A 19,439-nucleotide genomic window follows, 5' to 3' on the forward strand; every position below is an offset into this window, starting at 1 on the left:
GCAACAGCACAAACAACACCGGCATCAATACTCTTACCGCAACACCGAGCCCACGGGTTACCCCGCCAATCACCACTAACAGGGTCAGAATCATAAAGACTGTCTGCCACAGAATCAGCGCTTTCGGGTCGGACAACAGGTCTGCAAAAATAATGGCAACCTGATCGGCACTGGCGCCCTGGAATGCACCACCGGCCATCTTCCCAATGTAATTGAGCGCCCACCCGGCAATCACCGCGTAATAGGAAAGAATCATCAGTCCGGCCATGACACCCAGCCAGCCTATCGCATGCCAGTGCCGTTCCAGACCCGCCTCTGTGGTCAGGCGACGCATCGTATTGATCGGACTCTGTCGGCCCCGCCGACCCAACATGACCTCCGCCACCATGACGGGAATGCCTACCAGTAAAATACACAGCAGATACACCAGCACAAAAGCGCCGCCGCCATTTTCACCGGCAATATAGGGAAACTTCCAGATATTCCCCAGACCGACCGCCGAACCAGTTGCCGCCAGCACAAAGGTCCAGCGACTGGACCAGACAGGGTGCCCCCCGGGAACCGGTCCAGACCCATCAACCTCTGCCGGGGATTGCTGCTGTTGTTCCGCCATCGGCGATACCCTTGTCAAAACTGAACGGATTGTACCGGCAATCCCCGTTATACAAAACCAAGGCAATCACGCATAACGCCACAAAACCATAGGCGCACCCCAATGCAATCCTTATAATGCCGCCCCATGGCTAACAAATCCCAACACCCTCAAAAAAACCCCACCATTGCACTCAACAAGCGGGCCCGCCACGAATACCAGCTCGAGGAAAAATTCGAAGCGGGTCTTGTTCTGCAGGGCTGGGAAGTAAAAAGCCTGCGCGCCGGCAAAGCCCAGCTCACCGACAGCTATGTATTACTGAAAGACGGCGAGGCTTATCTGATTGGTACACATATCACCCCATTGGGAACCGTGTCTACCCACTACGTCACCGACCCCGGTCGCACCCGCAAACTGCTGCTCAATCAGCGTGAACTCGGCAAATTGTTCAGCGGTGTCAATCAGAAGGGCTACACCTGTGTAGCCACCGCGCTGTATTGGAAAAATCACCTGGTAAAGTGTGAAATCGCGCTGGCCAAGGGCAAGAAAGAACACGACAAACGCGAAACTGAAAAAAATCGTGACTGGGCGCGGCAGAAACAACGCCTGGTCCGTCACGCCCGGTGATCAATTAACGTCCTCGTAGTGAACTTCATCCACAGAATAAGTCTAATGAACCAATGGTCTCTGTGGTAACATCCAATTTGAGACGATGTTTTTTAACAGAAACACTCAACAGCAGTTTCAGGGGGCGATTTGGATTCGACGCCGGTTACAAAACCCTGGGTGCATGCCGAGATGGCGACCAATCTCGTAAATCCAAAGTCGCAAATTATAGTTGCCAACGACGACAACTACGCACTCGCCGCTTAATACCCGGTAGGGTGCCATCTGACCGGAGCCGTGCTTGTGCGTCCGGAGCCTTTCGGGGCTATCAGGTGTCATATCTCACATGATCGCGATGAAGCTCGTCCGGGGTGGATTCGTTAAAAACTCACCGGAATCGCGGTTTGCGCGCCCTGTCTGTCGGGTTGCAACCCGCTAAATTTAATAGACTGTACTAAGCATGTAGATCTCTCGGCAGAGGACTGACGGACGCGGGTTCAATTCCCGCCGCCTCCACCATATAGCAAAAAGGCCTCACCTTCGGGTGGGGCTTTTTTTGTGGGAAGCAGACTGAGCACCCGCGTAGCGGGATCAGCCGCAGTGAGCACAGCGAACGGAGACAGCGCCCGTATGGGCGACCCGAAGGGCGAGCCTCGCAGAGGCGAATAATTCCCACCTCCACCAACATTAAAAAGCCCCAGCTCAAATCCACCGGGGCTTTTTAATTATTGTGACCTGACCAGCACCCGCATGACGGGTTCAGTCAGTCCAAACATTACACAAGATCAAAACGGTCGGCGTTCATGACCTTGGTCCAGGCAGCAACGAAGTCCTGCACGAACTTTTCTTTGCTGTCGTCCTGGGCATAGACCTCGGCGTAGGCGCGCAGGATCGAGTTGGAGCCGAATACCAGATCAACCCGGCTCGCCGTCCACTTGACTGCACCGGTCTTGCGGTCGCGGATTTCATACAGGTTGTTGCCGGTGGGCTTCCACGTGTAAGCCATGTCCGTCAGGTTGACGAAGAAGTCGTTGCTCAACACACCCACGCGGTCGGTGAACACACCGTGCTGGCTATCACCGTGATTGGTACCCAAAACACGCATGCCGCCCACCAGTGCGGTCATCTCGGGCGCTGTCAGCCCCATCAACTGAGCGCGGTCGAGCAGCATTTCCTCGGGCTTGACCACATAGTCTTTCTTTTGCCAATTGCGGAAACCATCGGCCAGCGGCTCCAGTGGTTCAAAGGATGCGGCATCCGTCATCTCGTCGCTGGCATCGCTACGACCCGGCGCGAAGGGAACGGTGATATTCACACCTGCGGCCTTGGCCGCCTGCTCAACACCCAGATTACCGGCCAGCACAATCACATCGGCCACACTGGCACCGGTGTCGGCGGCGATCTTTTCGTAGATGGCCAGGACCCTGGCGAGGCGTTCCGGCTCGTTGCCGGCCCAGTCCTTCTGCGGTGCCAGGCGGATGCGTGCGCCATTGGCACCGCCGCGCATGTCGGAGCCACGGAAGGTGCGGGCGCTATCCCAGGCGGTGCTGACCATTTCACCGATGGACAAGCCGCTGTCGGCAATTTTGGCTTTTACCGCTGCCACATCGTAGTCGCGATTGCCGGCGGGGACCGGGTCTTGCCAGATCAGGTCTTCAGCGGGCACTTCCGGACCGATATAGCGGGATTTTGGCCCCAGATCACGGTGGGTCAATTTAAACCAGGCGCGGGCAAAGGTATCGCGGAAGTACGCCGGATCGGCCATGAACTTTTCACAGATGGCCCGGTATTTGGGGTCCATCTTCATCGCCATGTCGGCGTCGGTCATGATCGGGTTAAGGCGGGTGGTCATGTCTTCCACATCCACCGGCTTGTCCTCTTCCCTGATGTTCACCGGCTCCCACTGATTGGCCCCGGCCGGGCTCTTTTTCAGCTCCCACTCGTAACCGAACAGCAGGTCGAAGTAACCCATATCAAACTTTGTGGGATAGGTGGTCCAGGCGCCCTCAATACCGGAAGTGACGGTGTCGCGACCCTTGCCGGAACCATTGGGGTTTTTCCAGCCAAAGCCCTGTTCTTCCACATCGGCGGCTTCGGGTTCGGGGCCGAGCGCCTCGGCGTCGCCATTGCCGTGGCATTTGCCCACGGTGTGGCCACCGGCGGTCAGCGCTGCCGTCTCTTCGTCATCCATCGCCATGCGGGCAAAGGTCATACGTACCTGCTCGGCAGTTTTGAGCGGGTCGGGTTGACCGTTGACGCCTTCCGGATTCACGTAGATCAGACCCATTTGCACCGCAGCCAACGGGTTCTCCATGGTCTCGGGCTTATCGACATCGCCATAGCGCTCGTCGGAGGGAGCCAGCCACTCTTTCTCGGCACCCCAATAGGTATCCTTCTGAGGGTGCCAGATGTCCTCGCGACCGAATGAAAAGCCGAAAGAGGGCAGGCCCATGGACTCATAGGCCACGGTGCCGGCCAGAATAATCAGATCGGCCCAGCTGACTTTGTTGCCGTACTTTTTCTTGATCGGCCACAATAAACGACGGGCCTTGTCCAGGCTCACATTGTCCGGCCAGGAGTTGATCGGCGCAAAACGCTGGTTGCCCTTACCACCGCCACCACGGCCATCAGCGATCCGGTAAGTACCCGCAGAGTGCCAGGCCATACGGATCATCAGACCACCGTAGTGCCCCCAGTCCGCGGGCCACCAATCCTGACTGTCGGTCATTAGGGCATGCATATCTTTCTTGAGCGCCGCGACATCCAGTTTTTTGACCTCTTCGCGGTAGCTGAAGCCCTCTCCCATCGGATTGGTCTTCATATCGTGCTGATGCAGGATGTCTAGATTCAGGGCCGTCGGCCACCACTCCATATTCGATATGCCGGTCGATGTAGCGCCGCCATGCATCACCGGGCATTTGCCACCGGTCGTCGTGTTGGTGTTATCCATCGTCAAGTCCCTCTTGGGTATCCAGAAAATTCACAGTAGCAGAATGCCAGGTATCAAACTACAGAGAAAAATGCTTGAGCAGCGGCGTTGACTGTAACCGCAACCATGTTCTTGCAAACATGAAACGATCAGTGTGCTCACCGTTACCAATATAATTTTTCAATCCATTTCATAGTGAATGTAAATGCTGTATTCACACTGGGCTACGCTATATTGAGTATTGAAATATTGTATTTCTTATATAAAGGGAGCTACGTCAATGCTTACAAAAACAATACCTATAGTTGCCGCTCTGGTGATAGCCGTGTCGCAGGTCGTGACACCAAGTACGGCGATGGCTGAGGGTGAGCCAAAATCAAACCAGTTCTGGTGGCCTGAAAAGCTGAATCTGAGTCCACTTCGCCAGCACAGCGAGGAGTCCAATCCAATGGGCGACGACTTTGACTATGCCAAGGCGTTCGCCAGTCTGGATCTCGACACCGTCAAGCAAGACATTGAGACGTTGATGAAAACGTCGCAGGACTGGTGGACGGCGGACTATGGCCACTATGGGCCCTTCTTTATTCGGATGGCCTGGCACTCTGCGGGCACCTACCGTGTCGCTGATGGCCGCGGTGGTGCTGGCGGTGGTCAACAGCGGTTTGAGCCACTGAATAGCTGGCCGGACAATGTGAGCCTGGACAAGGCCCGTCGTTTATTGTGGCCGATCAAGCAGAAATACGGTCGCAGCCTCTCTTGGGCCGATCTGATGGTTCTGACTGGCAATGTGGCGCTGGAATCCATGGGTTTTGAAACCTACGGCTTTGCCGGTGGCCGTCAGGACGACTGGGAACCGGATATGGTGTACTGGGGACCCGAGAAACAATGGCTTGCCGACGAGCGCTACCATGGCGACCGAAAACTGGAGAATCCCCTGGCCGCAGTCCAGATGGGTCTGATCTACGTGAACCCGGAAGGCCCCAACGGCAATCCTGACCCACTCCTTGCTGCCAAGGATATTCGCGAAACCTTTGGCCGTATGGCGATGAATGACGAAGAAACCGTCGCCCTGATCGCCGGCGGACATACTTTTGGTAAGGCCCACGGCGCCCACAAGCCCGATGAGTGTCTTGGCGCCGACCCCGCCGGGGCACCCATTGAACAACAGGGGCTGGGCTGGAAAAACAAGTGTGGCAAAGGTAATGCAGAAGATACTCTCACCAGTGGCCTGGAAGGTGCGTGGACGGCCAACCCGACTGCCTGGACTTCATTGTATTTGGAGAACCTGTTTGCCTTTGAATGGGTACAAACAAAAAGCCCCGCAGGCGCTGTTCAGTGGATTCCTGCGAACAACCAGGCAACAAATACCGTTCCGGATGCCCACGATAAATCCAGGCGTCATGCTCCCATCATGTTTACTACGGACTTGTCTCTGAAAGAAGATCCCGTTTATCGGGAAATCTCCTTGCGCTTCAAGGAAAACCCGAAGGAGTTCGAACTCGCTTTCGCCAAGGCATGGTTCAAACTGACGCACCGTGATATGGGCCCCCGCGAGCGCTATATTGGCAGTGATGTCCCCGATGAGAACTTTCTGTGGCAGGATCCTGTCCCTGCGGTCGATCACCCGCTGATTGATGCGAGCGATATCGCCAAGCTGAAGTCTGACATTCTGGATTCCGGCTTGACCACGTCCGAACTGGTCAGAACCGCATGGGCATCGGCCGCCACTTTCCGCGGTACCGACATGCGCGGTGGTGCCAATGGCTCACGGATTCGTCTGGCGCCACAAAACCAGTGGGCCGTTAACAATCCAGCGGAACTTGCCAAGGTGCTGAAACGCCTGGAGGGAATCCAGAAAGGCTTCAACGATGCACAATCCGGTGACAAAAAAGTATCACTCGCCGATCTGATTGTCCTGGGCGGTGCCGCAGCCATTGAGCAGGCCGCGGAAAAAGCCGGACAGGATGTGGATGTTCCCTTCAAACCGGGTCGCACAGACGCCACCCCCGAACAGACTGATGCCGACGCTTTCGCCGTGCTGGAACCCACTGCAGACGGCTTCCGCAACTACTTCGGCAAGGGCCATTCCAGATCGCCTGCAGATATGCTGGTGGATCGCGCTAACCTGCTCACCCTGACGGTGCCTGAAATGACCGTTCTCGTGGGGGGTATGCGGGCACTGGATGCAAACACCGGAAAAGCCAAACACGGTGTATTTACCGACCGGCCCGGAACATTGAGCAATGATTTCTTTGTCAATCTGCTCGATATGTCCACCAAGTGGTCAAAAGCCAAGGCTGACGGGATTTATGAGGGCAGTGATCGCAAAACAGGCAAGCTCAAATGGACAGCAACACCTGTCGATCTTGTTTTTGGATCGAACTCCGAATTGCGAGCCATTGCAGAAGTCTATGCTGCCAATGACGCAAAAGAAAAGTTCGTCAATGATTTTGTCGATGCATGGCACAAGGTAATGACGCTCGACCGTTTCTAACCCGGTCAACTTTAATCTCAATGGGGAAGGTGCTCGCAACGGCAGCAAGACGAGGTCATTCGAGCACCGGACTCCGGTTCTGAGAAGCGGTTATTTATCCTTTTCGGAACTGACACAAAAAACGGCGGTGTTACCGACACCGCCGTTTTTATTGATTAACGAAGAAACAACAGCACACTGTTCCCCGACCAGAGCTCCCGCAGGCCCAATAATTGATGTTAGATTTATTGTCCGGACTGTTTAATCAAGGGATAATAACCTCAACAATTACAGGGGCACTTCTTTCTTGAGTTTGAGCATCAAGACACGTTTTCAACTTCTGACGGCAGCCCTGATCGTTATTTCCTCCCTGTGCGCCTGGTTGCTGTTCCAGCAGGTTGCAAAAAATATTATCGAGGAATGGGGGCTGCGCGCCGCCGATATTCAGGTGCGCTACGACAGCACCCGCCTACTCAAACCGATTGAGCGGGAAATTGCGCTGGCCCGGCAGATGGCCGATTCCCGTACTATCCAGAACTGGGCAAAGAACGAAGACAATCCCGCACTCGCCGCCGAGGCCATCCGTGAGATGGAGAGCTATCGCCGGAACTTTAGTGCGCACAATTATTTTGTAGCACTCAAGCAATCCGGCTCCTATTACTACAATAACGTCGACGACGAGTTTGCCGGCAAACAGCTTCGCTACACGCTGGACAATGACAAACCCGATGACGCCTGGTTCTACCAGCTACTAAAACTGAACAAGTCCTTTCATATCAATGTCAATCCGGATACGCAGCTGGGCATTACCCAGCTGTGGATTGATGTGCAGATGAAAGACGGCGATGACACGCTGGGTATTGTCGGTACCGGCCTGCCTCTGGAAGCGTTCCTGGAGGAAATCGTCGATATCGAGCAACCCGGTATCACGACTGTGTTTGTGGATCATACCGGTGCTATACAGTTACACCGCGATCCCGGCATCATCGACTACGCCAGCCTGGTAAAGCCGGAAGGCCAGAAGAACACAATTGAGCTGCTCTTTGACCAACCACGTGATCAACAGGCACTTCGTAATATGATGACCACCCTACGCGAGGTCGGCGGGAAAACCAGTGAAGTAAAAAGCCAGTTCGTGGTCATTGACGGCAAGCGCTATCTGGCGGGTGTTGTCTACCTGCCCTCGCTGGACTGGTTTGAGATCACACTGCTGGATCTGGAGGAAGTGATTCCTGTCAGCAGTTTTGCAGCAATGATGCTGCTGTTTACCCTCATCCTGTTGATCGCCATATTGCTGGTCCACCTGGCTTTAAAAAAACTGATTCTGGCGCCTGTCGCGGCACTGGATAATGCCATGCTGAATGTAAAAAGCGGCGATCTTCGACCTGCCGACCTGCCGACCGGGTCGGGAGAAATCGGTCGACTGATCAACCATTTTTCCGACATGGCCGAGGCAATTCGCACTCATACAGAAGAATTGGAGACCCGGGTCAAGAATCGCACACAGGCGCTCAATGAACTGACCAAACTCGATCCGCTGACCGGCCTGCTCAACCGCCGGGGCATGAATTTTCAACTGACCCAGGAGATCGACCGTTCGAGTCGTCAGCAAAACACCTTCGGCATCATCTGGCTCGACCTTGATCACTTCAAGACCATCAATGACAGCTTCGGACATGCGGTCGGCGACCGGGCACTGGTCAATGTTGCCGGGCTCCTGAAAGCGGGTATCAGGCCCTATGATCATGCGGCTCGGTGGGGCGGGGACGAATTTCTGGTGTTGCTATCACCCTGTGATGAGACGACGCTACAGCAGATCGGGGAGCGTCTGCGACTGAGCATTGAGCAGGCCAATCTGCCGGAGGGTCGGAAAATCACGGTCAGCGTTGGCAGTTGTCTGGCTCAGCCGGGAGACCAGCTGGAACAGCTGCTGAAATCCGCAGACGATGCACTTTATGAAGCCAAGGCTTCAGGCCGCAACAGGATGATCAAGGTCAGCAACTGACCGAAGGACATAGCCAGGAAGCCGGACGTTCCAGTAACGGTTGTCCAAAGCTCGGGCTGATAGTGTGAGCTCAGCTCGTTGGTGAACCAGAATGATCCTGTGGTCAGGTGGGGTGAGGTTCTCGTACAGAGGCGCCCGACGAATTACTCCCGGCTGTCGGTATTCTCCAACGCTTTGATTTTCTGATAGATACCGTCAGCCTCTTCGCTCAATTCCGCGAACCGCTGAATGTTACCCGATCGCTGTGCTTCCATGGCTTGCTGAAGCTTGCTCTGGTACGCCTTATTCAGTTTTTCCAACGGATTTTTTCTGAACAGTCCAAACATAATGATTCTCGCGCCGCAGGGTTCATAACAACCGCGATGACAAAGCGGTCAGTCACTACTCCTACGACCCGAGCGACGTTTTGGACCGGAACCCGGCAGTGGACGGGAAAATCCAGCCACCGGGTTTTGATATCGCCCCCTCGTACCTCCTGACCACAAGGCGAATCTGTCAGGACAAGTAGGTTTCCAGACTGAATGCCCGATAGCGCAGCCTGGGTAATTTCTCGACAGTGATAAAGCCGGGCCGGGCGTTGATCACATCGGGGATTCGGTTGACCAGTTGGGTACAGGTAGTCATGGCGGTGGGAACAGCCCCGTTGGACAGTTCAACGTCGGGCTCACCCGCTATTTGCCAGTGGTTCATGTCGGCCTGATCAGGCCGATACACACAGCCGGTCATTTCGAACACAAAGCTCGGCCCTTCACTGGTTTTAATTTCATCGATATCGGTAAAACCCAGAACATTGCCGACCGGAACCGTGATTCCCAGAGAGGCAACCGGCAGAGGTTCCGTCGCCAGTACCGGCCGCGATGTTGTGGTAATCGACAGGGGCGTCAGCCCGGTATCCGCCACCAGAGCATCCAGCACGTTGCGACCAAAGGTGGGTGGGCGCGAGGCGGACTCCAGCCACGCCTTGAACTGCGCCGGGGTAGTACCAACCTGCTGTTCGCGGGCCAGCTCGGGGCCGTAATCATCGACATTCCAGCTGGCCTGCCCCAGGACTTTGTCTATACGGTGGGTCGTACCCATCAGCATGCTCACCATATTGAGCCAGTAGCTGTCCTGATGACCGGAACCCGTCAATGTCACACCGGTGCGTTTGGCGATCCCGTCCAGCTCAGCAGTAATCTCGGGCGAGGTGTCCCACGGGTACAGTGCTTCTTCAGACAGTGTCACCGCATTCACACCGTGCTCGGCACAGAGGCGGAGCTGCTCCTGTGCATCGGACATATAGCTGTTGACGGCGATCACCGCGATATCGGCTCCACGGCTCAACACCTCCGCGGCATCATCGCTCACGGCAACCCCCAGCTGGCGTCCGAGTCCGGTGAGCTCCCCCAGGTCCTTGCCGACTTTTGCCGGACTGCGGGAAATGGCCCCGATAATCTCGACGCCTTTGTCGAGCAACATACGGGTAATGATCGAATTCATTGTCCCGACACCATAGACCACGGCTTTGATTTTTTTCATGGATACCACCCTCATCGTTATTATCGTGTTCGGTTACATCGGTATAAGGTCGATATAACAGTGCCACAGTATAGGCAAGCTCAAGGGCAGATGGTAACCCCGACCCATGTCGCTGTTATTCCACAGATAACTGACTCGATGGAGAACAACCCGGATGGGGGCAATGATGAATTGTGAGCAGGCCCTAGTGCATCGCACGGCTCAGCACAAGGCGCTGAGCCGGATCGCTATCGGGCAGGCCATAGCTGGCCAGGGAGGCTTCACTGATTTTTTCCAGCGCCCGGGAAATGGCTTCCCGATAAATCACTGACTGGTCTCCACGGACAAACTCACCTGCCTCGAGTACCGCATAGTACGTCGTGAACAGATAGTTTTTCTCGAGATAAAATTGCCCCAGTTGCCTGTAACAGGCAGCCGTGCCATGACCGGCATCCACCAGCCTTTCCACATCGGCACACCCCCCGGCCTGAACCTGTACCGGCTGACAGTCATTGGCCAACAGAATCATGGCAATCTCAAAACTGCTACCGAAGTGGGGCAGCGCTGCCCGATAGTGGCTGCGAGTCATAAAGACCTGCCCCTCCTGCATACACCGCTCCCAGTAACGCCTTGCCATACAGGGATTGGCCGACAGAAATTGTCTGTGATGTACACACAGGAATTGTGGCTCCATAGCGATTTCCCCTCTCCGGTTGATGGATATGTCAGGCCACATCCCTTTTCTGGTGACCATCCCTGAGGTGATCCACTGTTTCACCGGCGAGGGTTTTTCCCGCCAGAGAAAATGCCCGACCAAAGCCTTTCACATAACGCCCACCCTGGGGAATAAGTCGAAACAGCTTGAAATCTGCCAACTGACTGAGGTGATTAATGCGCTCGCCATGCCTGTCGGCCAGTCGGGCTATGCCCTCGGCCCAATGCTTGCCATCCGGCTCAATGTGTTTTGCCTGCACGCTGTAATTCACCCTGATCCGGGCGAACAGCTCGCCGGCACTGTCCTCATCCTCAATGATCAGGACAGAGGCTTCCGGAAAATGCTGAAGGTTAACGGCATGCAGGGCAATTTCACTGATCAGCACATACAGACATTCCTCACCAATCGCAAAAGGGGCGTAGGAGGCATAGGGTGTTCCCTCCATCGTGAGGGTCGACAACATCAGACTTTTGCGGCTACTGATAAAGTTGATCACCTCTTCATTAATACGTTTCTGCACAATAGACTCTCTCATTCTATTCTCCTGACATTCGTCACTGCACCGAGCGGTGCTCGCTAATACGATGAAATTCGGCCACCTGTCCGGGACACAACGCGCCATCGTTATCCCTGCCCAGGAAGACCTTGAAAATGGGTTCGTTGTCCTTGTCCAGAAAGACAAAGGCATAGCTCTCCCTGCCCCGGTGGGGGCGCGCCTGGAAAGCCACTTGCCGGATCCTGCCGAGATTGATGTGCCCGTGCAGCCCCGAACTGCCACCGTCGAGATTGTAGTAACCCTCGCCGAGGCTACCGGCGGGAAAAGACCCCTTGAACTCGAACACACAACCGCCGTGCACGATGACGGTAGTTGTATTGCCCCACTCGGCCAATAGCCGAAGCAGTGCTTCTGCCTGATCCCCGGACATCCCCTGATTGTCGTCCCACGCTGTCATTGTTGGTTACCCATACCCTGTCGCCACTAGAAACGGTAAGTTGCCGTCAGGATAATTTCGCGTCCTGACTCATAGAGTTCTTCCCAGGCCCGCCGATAGTGCTTGTCCGTGACGTTGTTGACCGTGAGATCAAGCTTGACGCCGTTCAGACTTTCCGGCTGCCAGCTGGCATACAGGTCCGTGATGTTGTAATCACTGTACTCCTGACCCGCCGTGTTCTCCGGGTAGTCGGTACGATCCTGCCTGGCGGCATGGGTAAAGCGTACTCCGGCCAACCATGGCCTGGCACCGAAACGGTAATTCAGGTCAGCCGAGAAAGTATCGGCAGGAATATTGGTGAGATCATCACCGGTTTTATCGTCCTCACCCCGTGTTTGGCCATAGGCCAGTTTCAACTGCCACTGGTCAAGCCGATAATCCGCACTCAGCTCATAGCCTTTTATCTCCGCCTCATCCACATTCACCCAGGTGGTATAACCGGGATCCATCACCGGGAAGAAGGTGGGGTCTGTGACGATCTGTTCGATAAAGTCATCCACTTTGTTGCGGAAAACCGCGGCATTGATACGCAGGCTGTCATCGGCAAACAGGTTCTCGAATTGCATATTGGCCAGCAGTTCTGTGTTGGCCGCTTGCTCGGGCTTCAAATCCGGATTGGGCAGGAAGCTGTTGCAAAATCCCGGGAACATACAGAAATGGGTTCCCGTACTGTAAAGGGCTTCCGCCCCGGGGGCCCGAAATGCCCGATCGTGGCGGAGGGTCAGTTTCAACCAGTCCGATGACTGCCAGATGACAGCAATCGATGGGGAGACATCGCTGTCACTGCTGTCAGCATTGAGGTTCCTTGCCTCGGTTTCAAAGCGGTCATAACGGACGCCAAGCTCCAGTTTCCAGGCTTCCGAGAGAGGCACGGTAGCCTGTACAAATGCGCCCCAGACATCCGTTTCCGCATCCGGAGGTGCAGGGCGGTCTGTGCCACCCCGACGGGCATCGAATTCTTCTCGATAACCATCAATCCCGTAGAGCAGTGCGATATCACCTATCATGGAAAGATTGTTCAGATTAATTCCCCGCACCACCAGTTCAGTAGAGTCGGAGCGTCCATCACCGACCCTGGACTCATCCATTTCCACCTTGTTTCTATAGGCCAGCAGCCGACTGTTCACCAGGGGTGAATCGGTATCCAGGTGGTATTCCATCGACCAGGTGGTCGCGCGCTGATCCCGGTCTATCAGGAAGTTGCTGCTACCCAGATTAGCGGAGCCATTGGAAGGCACACCGCCCTCCACCTCGGCACGGCGGTAATTAATCGCCAGGGATTGCTGGTCGTCGATTTGCCATTCTGCCTTCAGTAATCCCCCCTGATCCCGAGTGGATGAGCCCGCCAGGGCGTCGCCATTACCGAGCTCAATATCATTGGCATCCCGGTAATAACCACTGGCCAACAGGTCCACATTACCCACGCGCCCGGCCAGCGCCGTGGTGGTGGTTTGCTGATGGTTGTTACTGTTGTAGCCCGATTTGACCAGGCCACCCAGACTGGCGCCAGGCTTCAACATATCTCTGGCAGAGATTGTATTTTGTGAAACCACCCCGCCAAGTGCACCTGAACCCCACAGGCTGCTGGTAGGCCCTTTGAGAACTTCCACTTCACGGATTAGCTCAGGATCCAAAAAGTAGGTGGGCCGATGACCGGATTCAAATGTCTGACGTACACCATCTATCGTTTGCAGAACTTTCTGGCCGGTCAGCCCCCGGATATTGACAGACTGATTACCGGGCCTGGGGCCACCAGACACCGTAATATTTGGCTGATAGCGCAATATTTCCGCCACCGACTGGGGTTGCATGGTTCTTATCTCGTCCTCTTCTACCACCGCAATGGCGCGGGATACGTCATCAATGTCCTGCTCTACCCGCGTTGCACTGACCAGCACCGGTGCGACTTCAAAGGCCGAGGATTCTGGAGGCTGACCAGAACTGTCGTTGACATCGACGGCAAAAGTGGCCGCCGGGTACGACAGGAGCAACGTTGGCAGCAGGCCCAGCTGATACCAGCCAACTGCAAAAGGATTTTTCTGTTTTTGCCGATCGTTCATAACGGATTCCCCATCACTATTCCCTATTCCCCATCACTAATTGCACCCGGGAACGCGACGCTTTTGGCAACAAGCCAAATTAACCTGCCCGACTACTTACTTGACTATGGGAACAGCAATTTACACACACCAATCTCAAATGTAAATACGAATCATTATCATTTACAAAAAGATATTGACTGTATACCATGGGCACCACTGACATTTGAATCATCTCGGCTATGGGCAAAGCACTGAAAAAATACTGGCCAACACTACTTTGGCGGAGCGGGGGCCTGGTGATGGCTGTGGCTGCCCACAGCTGGGCAATCACTGTCCCACCAACGGAAGCACCGTCTGCTGAATCGGCATCCTCGTTTCACACCGCGCCAGTGGCGGTATCGCTCTCATTCCGCCGCGAACCGTCCGGGCAAAAAGCTGTCGAGCCCGTTGCCACCGCGCAGCACAGACCATCCCCTGCTCCAGAGCCAGTGGTCACCCGCACCCCTGAAAAAAAACAGCCTCAGAAGACAGCTGAGCCGGCTGTCGAGCCCCCTGCAGAGACAAAACCATTTCGGGAAAAAACACCGGAAGCGCAGCAGCCTCTCGCCACAACGGAGGACAACACTGGGCAGCCTGACGATACGGCAAGCGTTGCGGCGAGCCAGCCTGAGTCACCAAAACAGCAGGGCATTCATACAGCGCCGCTGGTTACCGAACCTCTGTTCGCCAGGCCGCCAACACCGCCCAATTACCCCACTGTTGCCCGCAAGCGGGGCCAGCAGGGCACAGTCTGGCTGGATATCTGGCTCGACGACGAGGGGGAACAGCGCCAGCTGTCAGTCAGCAAAAGTTCGGGAATTGCTGTCCTGGATGATGCCGCGCTACAGGCCGTTGCCAGTTGGGAGTTCATGCCTTATCGGATAAACGGCAAGAGCGCCGCATCAAGGGTCAGGGTTCCGGTGCAATTCGCCCTGAAAAAATCAACCTACCACTAGGGCCTGTTAACACTAATTGGATTGCCACTGTTGTGGCTAAAAAAGCGCCAATCAAGGCGCGAGGAGCGTAGTTTGGTGATTCTAAATAAGAGACGAGCAACGAAGAGTGGCGTTTTTTTAGCCGCAACCCTTTGGGCTGGGGACATTTTTGCCGCCAGCAGAGATAACCCAATTAATATTAACAGGCCCTAAGTAATTTCCCATGAGTCTGATGACACTGCTTGAACAACAACTTGGCCCACTGGCATATCCACTCTCGCTGTGCGCGCTACTGTCCTTGATCATCCTGACAGAACGGCTGGTTGTGATTGGCTACACAACCGTGCGCGGCAAACTCAGACAGGACAGCCTGGCGGTCATGATGGGACACGCTGGACAGCCAAAACATATCCAGCAGGAAATTGCTGCCGTGTGGTTGCAACACCGTCAACGGCGGCTGGCGAGTGGCATCCGGCTGCTGCAGATTCTCGCCCTGCTGTCGCCACTATTGGGGCTGTTGGGTACTGTGGTCGGACTGATCCAGGTCTTTGATACCCTGGGAGAACAACGGGGCCCCATTGAGCCCGCCATGCTTGCCGGTGGGCTGGGGGTCGCCATGAAGACAACCGCCGCCGGGCTGATCATTGCGGTGCCAGCGCTGGTGGGCGCACATGGCTTCAATATGTGGGTCGACCAGTTGGTCAGCAGCACTGAACAGTTTATCAACCTGCAACTGCTGAAGCTCGATGGCGTCTCGATGGGAACCCTGCCGTGATTCGCTCGCCCCGCCAGGTCAAGCTGGAAGCCGGACTGGAACTGACCCCGTTGATTGACATCATCTTTATCGTCGTGGTGTTCCTGCTGCTTACCGCCAACCACCGACTGCTGTCCCTGCCGGTGGATATTCCGGACACCGATCAGGCTGTCAGCGAACTGGAGGCCGGGCCTCAACGGCTGCTGATCACGCTCTATCGGGATTCTCCCCAGTGGGGTATCGGCGAACAACGCTACAACCATTGGCAGGAATTTCAGTCCCGGCTTTTGCCCCAGCTGGATGACCAAAACCGGCCTGTGACGGTCGCCCCCGACAGCCGTGCATCCGTGGAATCGCTGGTCAAACTGCTGGCGCTGTTAAATGACCGACAAATGACCGACACCCAAATCTTGATGGAAGCGAAACCATGAACAGATCCCCCCGCTCGTCCCTGATGTCAGCCCTGTTGGCCGGGGTATTATTTGGCGTCGTTGCCACGGCACAGGCCGACACACGGCTGGTCAGCACCGATGCGCTGGCCACCGAGCTGATCTTTGCACTGCGGGCAGACCAGCATCTGGTCGCCGTGGATGTCACCAGCCATCTGCCACCGAATTACCGGCCACTGAAAATCGTCGGTTATCACCGCAATCTGTCTGCAGAAGGCCTGCTGAGCCTGTCACCCACCCTGGTGATTGGCAGTGAACATATGGGTCCGGCACCCGCACTTGATGCACTCAGGCAGGCGGGTGTCACTCTGCTGCAACTACCCTCTCCAGATCATCCGAGGCAGTTGCGTGACAATATTCAGCGGGTGGCCAAACCACTGGGTCTGACTGAGACAGTGGCACCCTTGCTGGCCAGACTGGATCAACAGTTGCTCGCCCTGGAAAGCCAGCCTATAACAGGCAGCAGTGCCGCTTTCCTGCTGGCCACGGATCCCGCCAAGCTTCGTCTGGCCGGCCACGGCACCACTGGCGAAGCATTCATTCGCCTCACCGGCGGCCACAATGTTGCAGATTTCACCAATTACCGCACTGTCTCGGCAGAATCCCTGCTGGCCATGGATCCCGACATCATCATTCTCGCCGGACAGGAAAAAGACAGCGCCCTGGACAGCTTTCTCAAAAGCAATCCGGTACTGGCGCACAGCCGGGCCGCCCGATCCGGGCACATTATCGCCGTTGATGGCAGCACGCTGGTCGCAGGGCTGAGCCTGGCGTCCATCGAAGAAGCCAGACAACTGACCCTCGCAGTAAAGGCGGACTGATGCGACTTCCCGTTCTGATCTGCGGTATCGCGCTGGTCGCCATGATTATCCTCGGCAGCTTGCTGTCGCTACTGCAGGGCGCGCTGGATTTACCACCAACAGAGTGTCTGCTGGCACTCTGCGATACCCTGTTCGGCACCCACTGGAGCACACTGGACGACTACCAGCGGGTAGTAGTCACTGAGCTGAGACTGCCAAGACTGGTGCTGTCTGTGTTTGTCGGCGCCATGCTGGCACAGTGTGGCGCAGTGATGCAGGGACTGTTTCGCAACCCGCTGGCAGACCCCGGCATTATCGGCGTCTCCTCTGGGGCGGCGGTCGGCGCTATTGTTGCTATCGCTATCTTTCCCGCCTCCATAGACCCCCTGGCCGTGCCCGTGAGCGCTTTTGTCGCCGGTCTGCTCACCACAATGCTGGTCTACAGCCTGTCCCGGTCAAAACAGGGCACCTCCGTGCTGGTACTGCTGTTGGCCGGAGTGGCCATCTCCGCCTTTGCCGGCGCGACCATCGGGTTTATCAGCTACTTTTCAAACGACGAAAAACTTCGCCAATTGAGTCTGTGGCAGATGGGCAGTCTTGCCGGCGCCAGCCAGGTAAACCTGTGGCTGGGATTTTTCGCCGTTGTTGCCCTGGCTGTCGCGTTCCAAAGGAAGGCTTTCGCACTGAATGCCTTGGTACTCGGAGAATGTGAGGCCCGTTATCTAGGTATCAACGTGGAAGCACTCAAACGGCAACTGATTATTCTGGTCGCCGTAGGGGTGGGCGTTTCCGTCGCCTACGCCGGCATTATCGGCTTTATCGGTCTGGTGGTGCCGCACCTGGTAAGGCTGGTGACCGGGCCTGATCACCGCAGCCTGATTCCGCTCTCTGCACTCTGTGGCGCTCTGCTTCTGCTGGTGGCGGACCTCATGGCAAGACTGGTGGTACAGCCGGCCGAACTGCCGGTGGGTCTGGTCACCGCACTGCTGGGGGCGCCCTTTTTTCTGGCGCTGTTGATTCAGCAACGACGCCAATGGAACTAGACCCTACCGCTATGCTTGAATTGACCAATCTCCGTTCTCAACACGGCAAAGTGCCACACCTTGCCGTTGAGCAGCTGCGTATCGGGACGGGCATGATGGTGGGGGTCGCCGGTCCAAACGGGTCGGGAAAATCCACCTTGCTCAGGGCCATCGGTGGAGAGCTGTCAGTCACTGGTGACATCCTTTTTTATCAACGATCCTTGCACCAGTGGGATCCACTGGACAGGGCGCGGCACCTGGCCGCACTCCCCCAGTTCAGCCAGATCGGCTTTTCATTTACCGCCGACGAAATTGTTGCCATGGGAATGATCCCCCTGTCCCTGTCACGTCAGGAAGGCAGGCAGCAGGTGGCCGCTCTGATGAAAGACACGGATTGCCACCACCTGATGGGCAGGGCATTTCCATCACTGTCCGGAGGAGAGAAGCAAAGAGTCCATCTGGCCAGGGTGCTACTGCAATTGAGCCAGGCCACACAGCCACCCCTGCTGGTACTGGATGAACCCACGTCGGCACAGGATCTCAAACAACAGCACAGGATACTGGCACTGACCCGTTCCCTGTGCCGCCAACGCGGTTACGCGGTCATCGCCGTACTGCACGATCTCAACCATGTGCTGCGCTACTGCGACCATTGTGTCTTGATGAAGGAAGGCAGGTTATCTGCACAGGGAAAACCCGGCGATGTGCTCACCCAGGATACCATCGAGGCACACTGGGAATACCGGCCACAGCTGGCTGGTCATATGGAATCCATCCCGGTTTTTGTATAACCGTACGCGGCTACTTGAGCCTTGGCAGCAGTATCTCGCCGACCAGCGGGGAAACCCCCGGCTGTGGCTCCCAGGTGGGCCTGGCGCTAAACCAGTAGCCCGTTTTCAATGCCAGCAACCGGTAGAGGCCAGTGGGCAGATCACGTTTGATTTCCTCGTCATCACTGTGCACCTGGGCATAACTGAGCACGCCGTGGATGTAGTGATAGAGCAATCTGGCGGTTTGCTCGGCATCAACACCGTCATCGAGATAACCCGCTGACTGCAGGGCATTTACCAGTGACAGGTTGTATTTTACTGCGGTTTGCGACAGCAGCTGGAGCGCTTCGATCACTTTGTCGTCACTGGAGCCAATCTGTGCACCGGCATTGTAAAAAGGGCAACCCCGGATACCCGCACGATCGTTGCCCATCTTCGCCACAAACAGGAAATGCACCAGGTTTTCAAGTTGCTCCAGCGGGGTATTGACCGGGGAAAAAACCGCATCCAGATCACTTTTTATCGCCTGCCAGTAATAGGCAGTGGCCTCACAAAACAGCGCCGCTTTCGAATCAAAGTGGTGGTAAAAGGCACCCTTGGTGACACCCGCCTGTTTGCAGATTTCATTCACACCGACACTGTTGTAATTACTCTGCCAGATCAGCTCAAGCGCTGTTTCCAGCAGGCGCTCGCGGGTTTCGGTTAACGACATATCAGGTATCTTTCAGGTTGGCGTCAGGCCTTACAGTATAGATACCTAACGGTTTGCCCGGCAACCCACGTCAGGTGGCAAAATTCCTGACACCGCTCTCATCTAAA

18 protein-coding genes and 1 other RNA gene are annotated in these 19,439 nt (G+C 55.8%); 10 read left to right on the plus strand and 9 right to left on the minus strand.

Annotated elements, in window-relative coordinates; genetic code table 11:
* Positions 1–613 (minus strand): sodium-dependent transporter (locus QZ516_RS09560; RefSeq protein WP_297188804.1); only part of this gene is annotated, 613 nt, incomplete at its 3' end.
* Between the two features lie 126 nt (positions 614–739).
* On the opposite strand from QZ516_RS09560, the gene smpB reads away from it, so the two are divergent.
* Both smpB and ssrA read left to right on the plus strand, forming a co-directional pair.
* Positions 740–1,219 carry an SsrA-binding protein SmpB gene (gene smpB, locus QZ516_RS09565; protein ID WP_297188807.1) on the plus strand — a complete coding sequence of 160 codons (480 nt, stop codon included), beginning with the start codon at positions 740–742 and terminating at the stop codon, positions 1,217–1,219.
* A gap of 120 nt (positions 1,220–1,339) precedes the next feature.
* Positions 1,340–1,717: a transfer-messenger RNA gene (gene ssrA, locus QZ516_RS09570) on the plus strand.
* Between the two features lie 256 nt (positions 1,718–1,973).
* On the opposite strand, the gene katG (QZ516_RS09575) is transcribed toward ssrA, so the two are convergent.
* Positions 1,974–4,148, minus strand: a complete 2,175-nt coding sequence (katG, locus tag QZ516_RS09575) for a catalase/peroxidase HPI (RefSeq protein WP_297188810.1) — start codon at positions 4,146–4,148, stop codon at positions 1,974–1,976.
* A gap of 259 nt (positions 4,149–4,407) precedes the next feature.
* Between katG (QZ516_RS09575) and katG (QZ516_RS09580) the strand changes: the two genes are divergently transcribed.
* Both katG (QZ516_RS09580) and QZ516_RS09585 read left to right on the plus strand, forming a co-directional pair.
* Complete coding sequence (gene katG / locus QZ516_RS09580) at positions 4,408–6,621, plus strand: catalase/peroxidase HPI (protein ID WP_297188813.1); 2,214 nt, start codon at positions 4,408–4,410, stop codon at positions 6,619–6,621.
* A gap of 292 nt (positions 6,622–6,913) precedes the next feature.
* Positions 6,914–8,605, plus strand: a complete 1,692-nt coding sequence (locus tag QZ516_RS09585; protein WP_297188816.1) for a diguanylate cyclase — start codon at positions 6,914–6,916, stop codon at positions 8,603–8,605.
* A gap of 143 nt (positions 8,606–8,748) precedes the next feature.
* On the opposite strand, the gene QZ516_RS09590 is transcribed toward QZ516_RS09585, so the two are convergent.
* From QZ516_RS09590 to QZ516_RS09615, 6 genes are all read right to left on the minus strand, one after another.
* Positions 8,749–8,931, minus strand: coding sequence for a DUF6435 family protein (locus tag QZ516_RS09590; protein ID WP_297188819.1), 183 nt, complete (start codon positions 8,929–8,931; stop codon positions 8,749–8,751).
* Positions 8,932–9,100: 169 nt separating this feature from the next.
* Entirely contained in the window at positions 9,101–10,123 is a 1,023-nt protein-coding gene (locus QZ516_RS09595; RefSeq protein WP_297188822.1) for a hypothetical protein, read from the minus strand.
* Between the two features lie 184 nt (positions 10,124–10,307).
* Positions 10,308–10,691: a hypothetical protein gene (locus tag QZ516_RS09600; protein WP_297188825.1), complete on the minus strand. Its 384-nt coding sequence runs from the start codon at positions 10,689–10,691 to the stop codon at positions 10,308–10,310.
* 136 nt (positions 10,692–10,827) lie between these two features.
* Complete coding sequence (locus tag QZ516_RS09605) at positions 10,828–11,352, minus strand: pyridoxamine 5'-phosphate oxidase family protein (protein WP_297188828.1); 525 nt, start codon at positions 11,350–11,352, stop codon at positions 10,828–10,830.
* Positions 11,353–11,371: 19 nt separating this feature from the next.
* On the minus strand, positions 11,372–11,770 hold the full coding sequence (gene hutX, locus QZ516_RS09610; protein ID WP_297188830.1) for a heme utilization cystosolic carrier protein HutX: 399 nt from the start codon (positions 11,768–11,770) through the stop codon (positions 11,372–11,374).
* A gap of 26 nt (positions 11,771–11,796) precedes the next feature.
* Positions 11,797–13,869 carry a TonB-dependent hemoglobin/transferrin/lactoferrin family receptor gene (locus tag QZ516_RS09615; protein ID WP_297188833.1) on the minus strand — a complete coding sequence of 691 codons (2,073 nt, stop codon included), beginning with the start codon at positions 13,867–13,869 and terminating at the stop codon, positions 11,797–11,799.
* Between the two features lie 221 nt (positions 13,870–14,090).
* Here QZ516_RS09615 and QZ516_RS09620 point away from each other — a divergent pair, with 221 nt between their 5' ends.
* From QZ516_RS09620 to QZ516_RS09645, 6 genes are all read left to right on the plus strand, one after another.
* Complete coding sequence (locus QZ516_RS09620) at positions 14,091–14,846, plus strand: energy transducer TonB (protein ID WP_297188837.1); 756 nt, start codon at positions 14,091–14,093, stop codon at positions 14,844–14,846.
* A 202-nt stretch (positions 14,847–15,048) separates the two neighbouring features.
* On the plus strand, positions 15,049–15,600 hold the full coding sequence (locus QZ516_RS09625) for a MotA/TolQ/ExbB proton channel family protein (RefSeq protein ID WP_297188840.1): 552 nt from the start codon (positions 15,049–15,051) through the stop codon (positions 15,598–15,600).
* Positions 15,597–16,010, plus strand: a complete 414-nt coding sequence (locus QZ516_RS09630) for a biopolymer transporter ExbD (protein WP_297188841.1) — start codon at positions 15,597–15,599, stop codon at positions 16,008–16,010. Before QZ516_RS09625 ends, QZ516_RS09630 begins: the two co-directional genes overlap by 4 nt.
* On the plus strand, positions 16,007–16,849 hold the full coding sequence (locus QZ516_RS09635) for an ABC transporter substrate-binding protein (protein WP_297188844.1): 843 nt from the start codon (positions 16,007–16,009) through the stop codon (positions 16,847–16,849). The genes QZ516_RS09630 and QZ516_RS09635 overlap by 4 nt, the downstream gene beginning before the upstream one ends.
* Positions 16,849–17,871: an iron ABC transporter permease gene (locus tag QZ516_RS09640; RefSeq protein WP_297188846.1), complete on the plus strand. Its 1,023-nt coding sequence runs from the start codon at positions 16,849–16,851 to the stop codon at positions 17,869–17,871. The genes QZ516_RS09635 and QZ516_RS09640 overlap by 1 nt, the downstream gene beginning before the upstream one ends.
* Positions 17,862–18,641: a heme ABC transporter ATP-binding protein gene (locus tag QZ516_RS09645; RefSeq protein WP_297188849.1), complete on the plus strand. Its 780-nt coding sequence runs from the start codon at positions 17,862–17,864 to the stop codon at positions 18,639–18,641. Before QZ516_RS09640 ends, QZ516_RS09645 begins: the two co-directional genes overlap by 10 nt.
* Positions 18,642–18,651: 10 nt before the next feature.
* On the opposite strand, the gene QZ516_RS09650 is transcribed toward QZ516_RS09645, so the two are convergent.
* Positions 18,652–19,332: a TetR/AcrR family transcriptional regulator gene (locus tag QZ516_RS09650; RefSeq protein ID WP_297188852.1), complete on the minus strand. Its 681-nt coding sequence runs from the start codon at positions 19,330–19,332 to the stop codon at positions 18,652–18,654.
* Positions 19,333–19,439: the final 107 nt, after the last annotated feature.

It is taken from the genome of uncultured Porticoccus sp. (genome assembly GCF_913061305.1).
Taxonomy (GTDB): Bacteria; Pseudomonadota; Gammaproteobacteria; order Pseudomonadales; family Porticoccaceae; genus Porticoccus.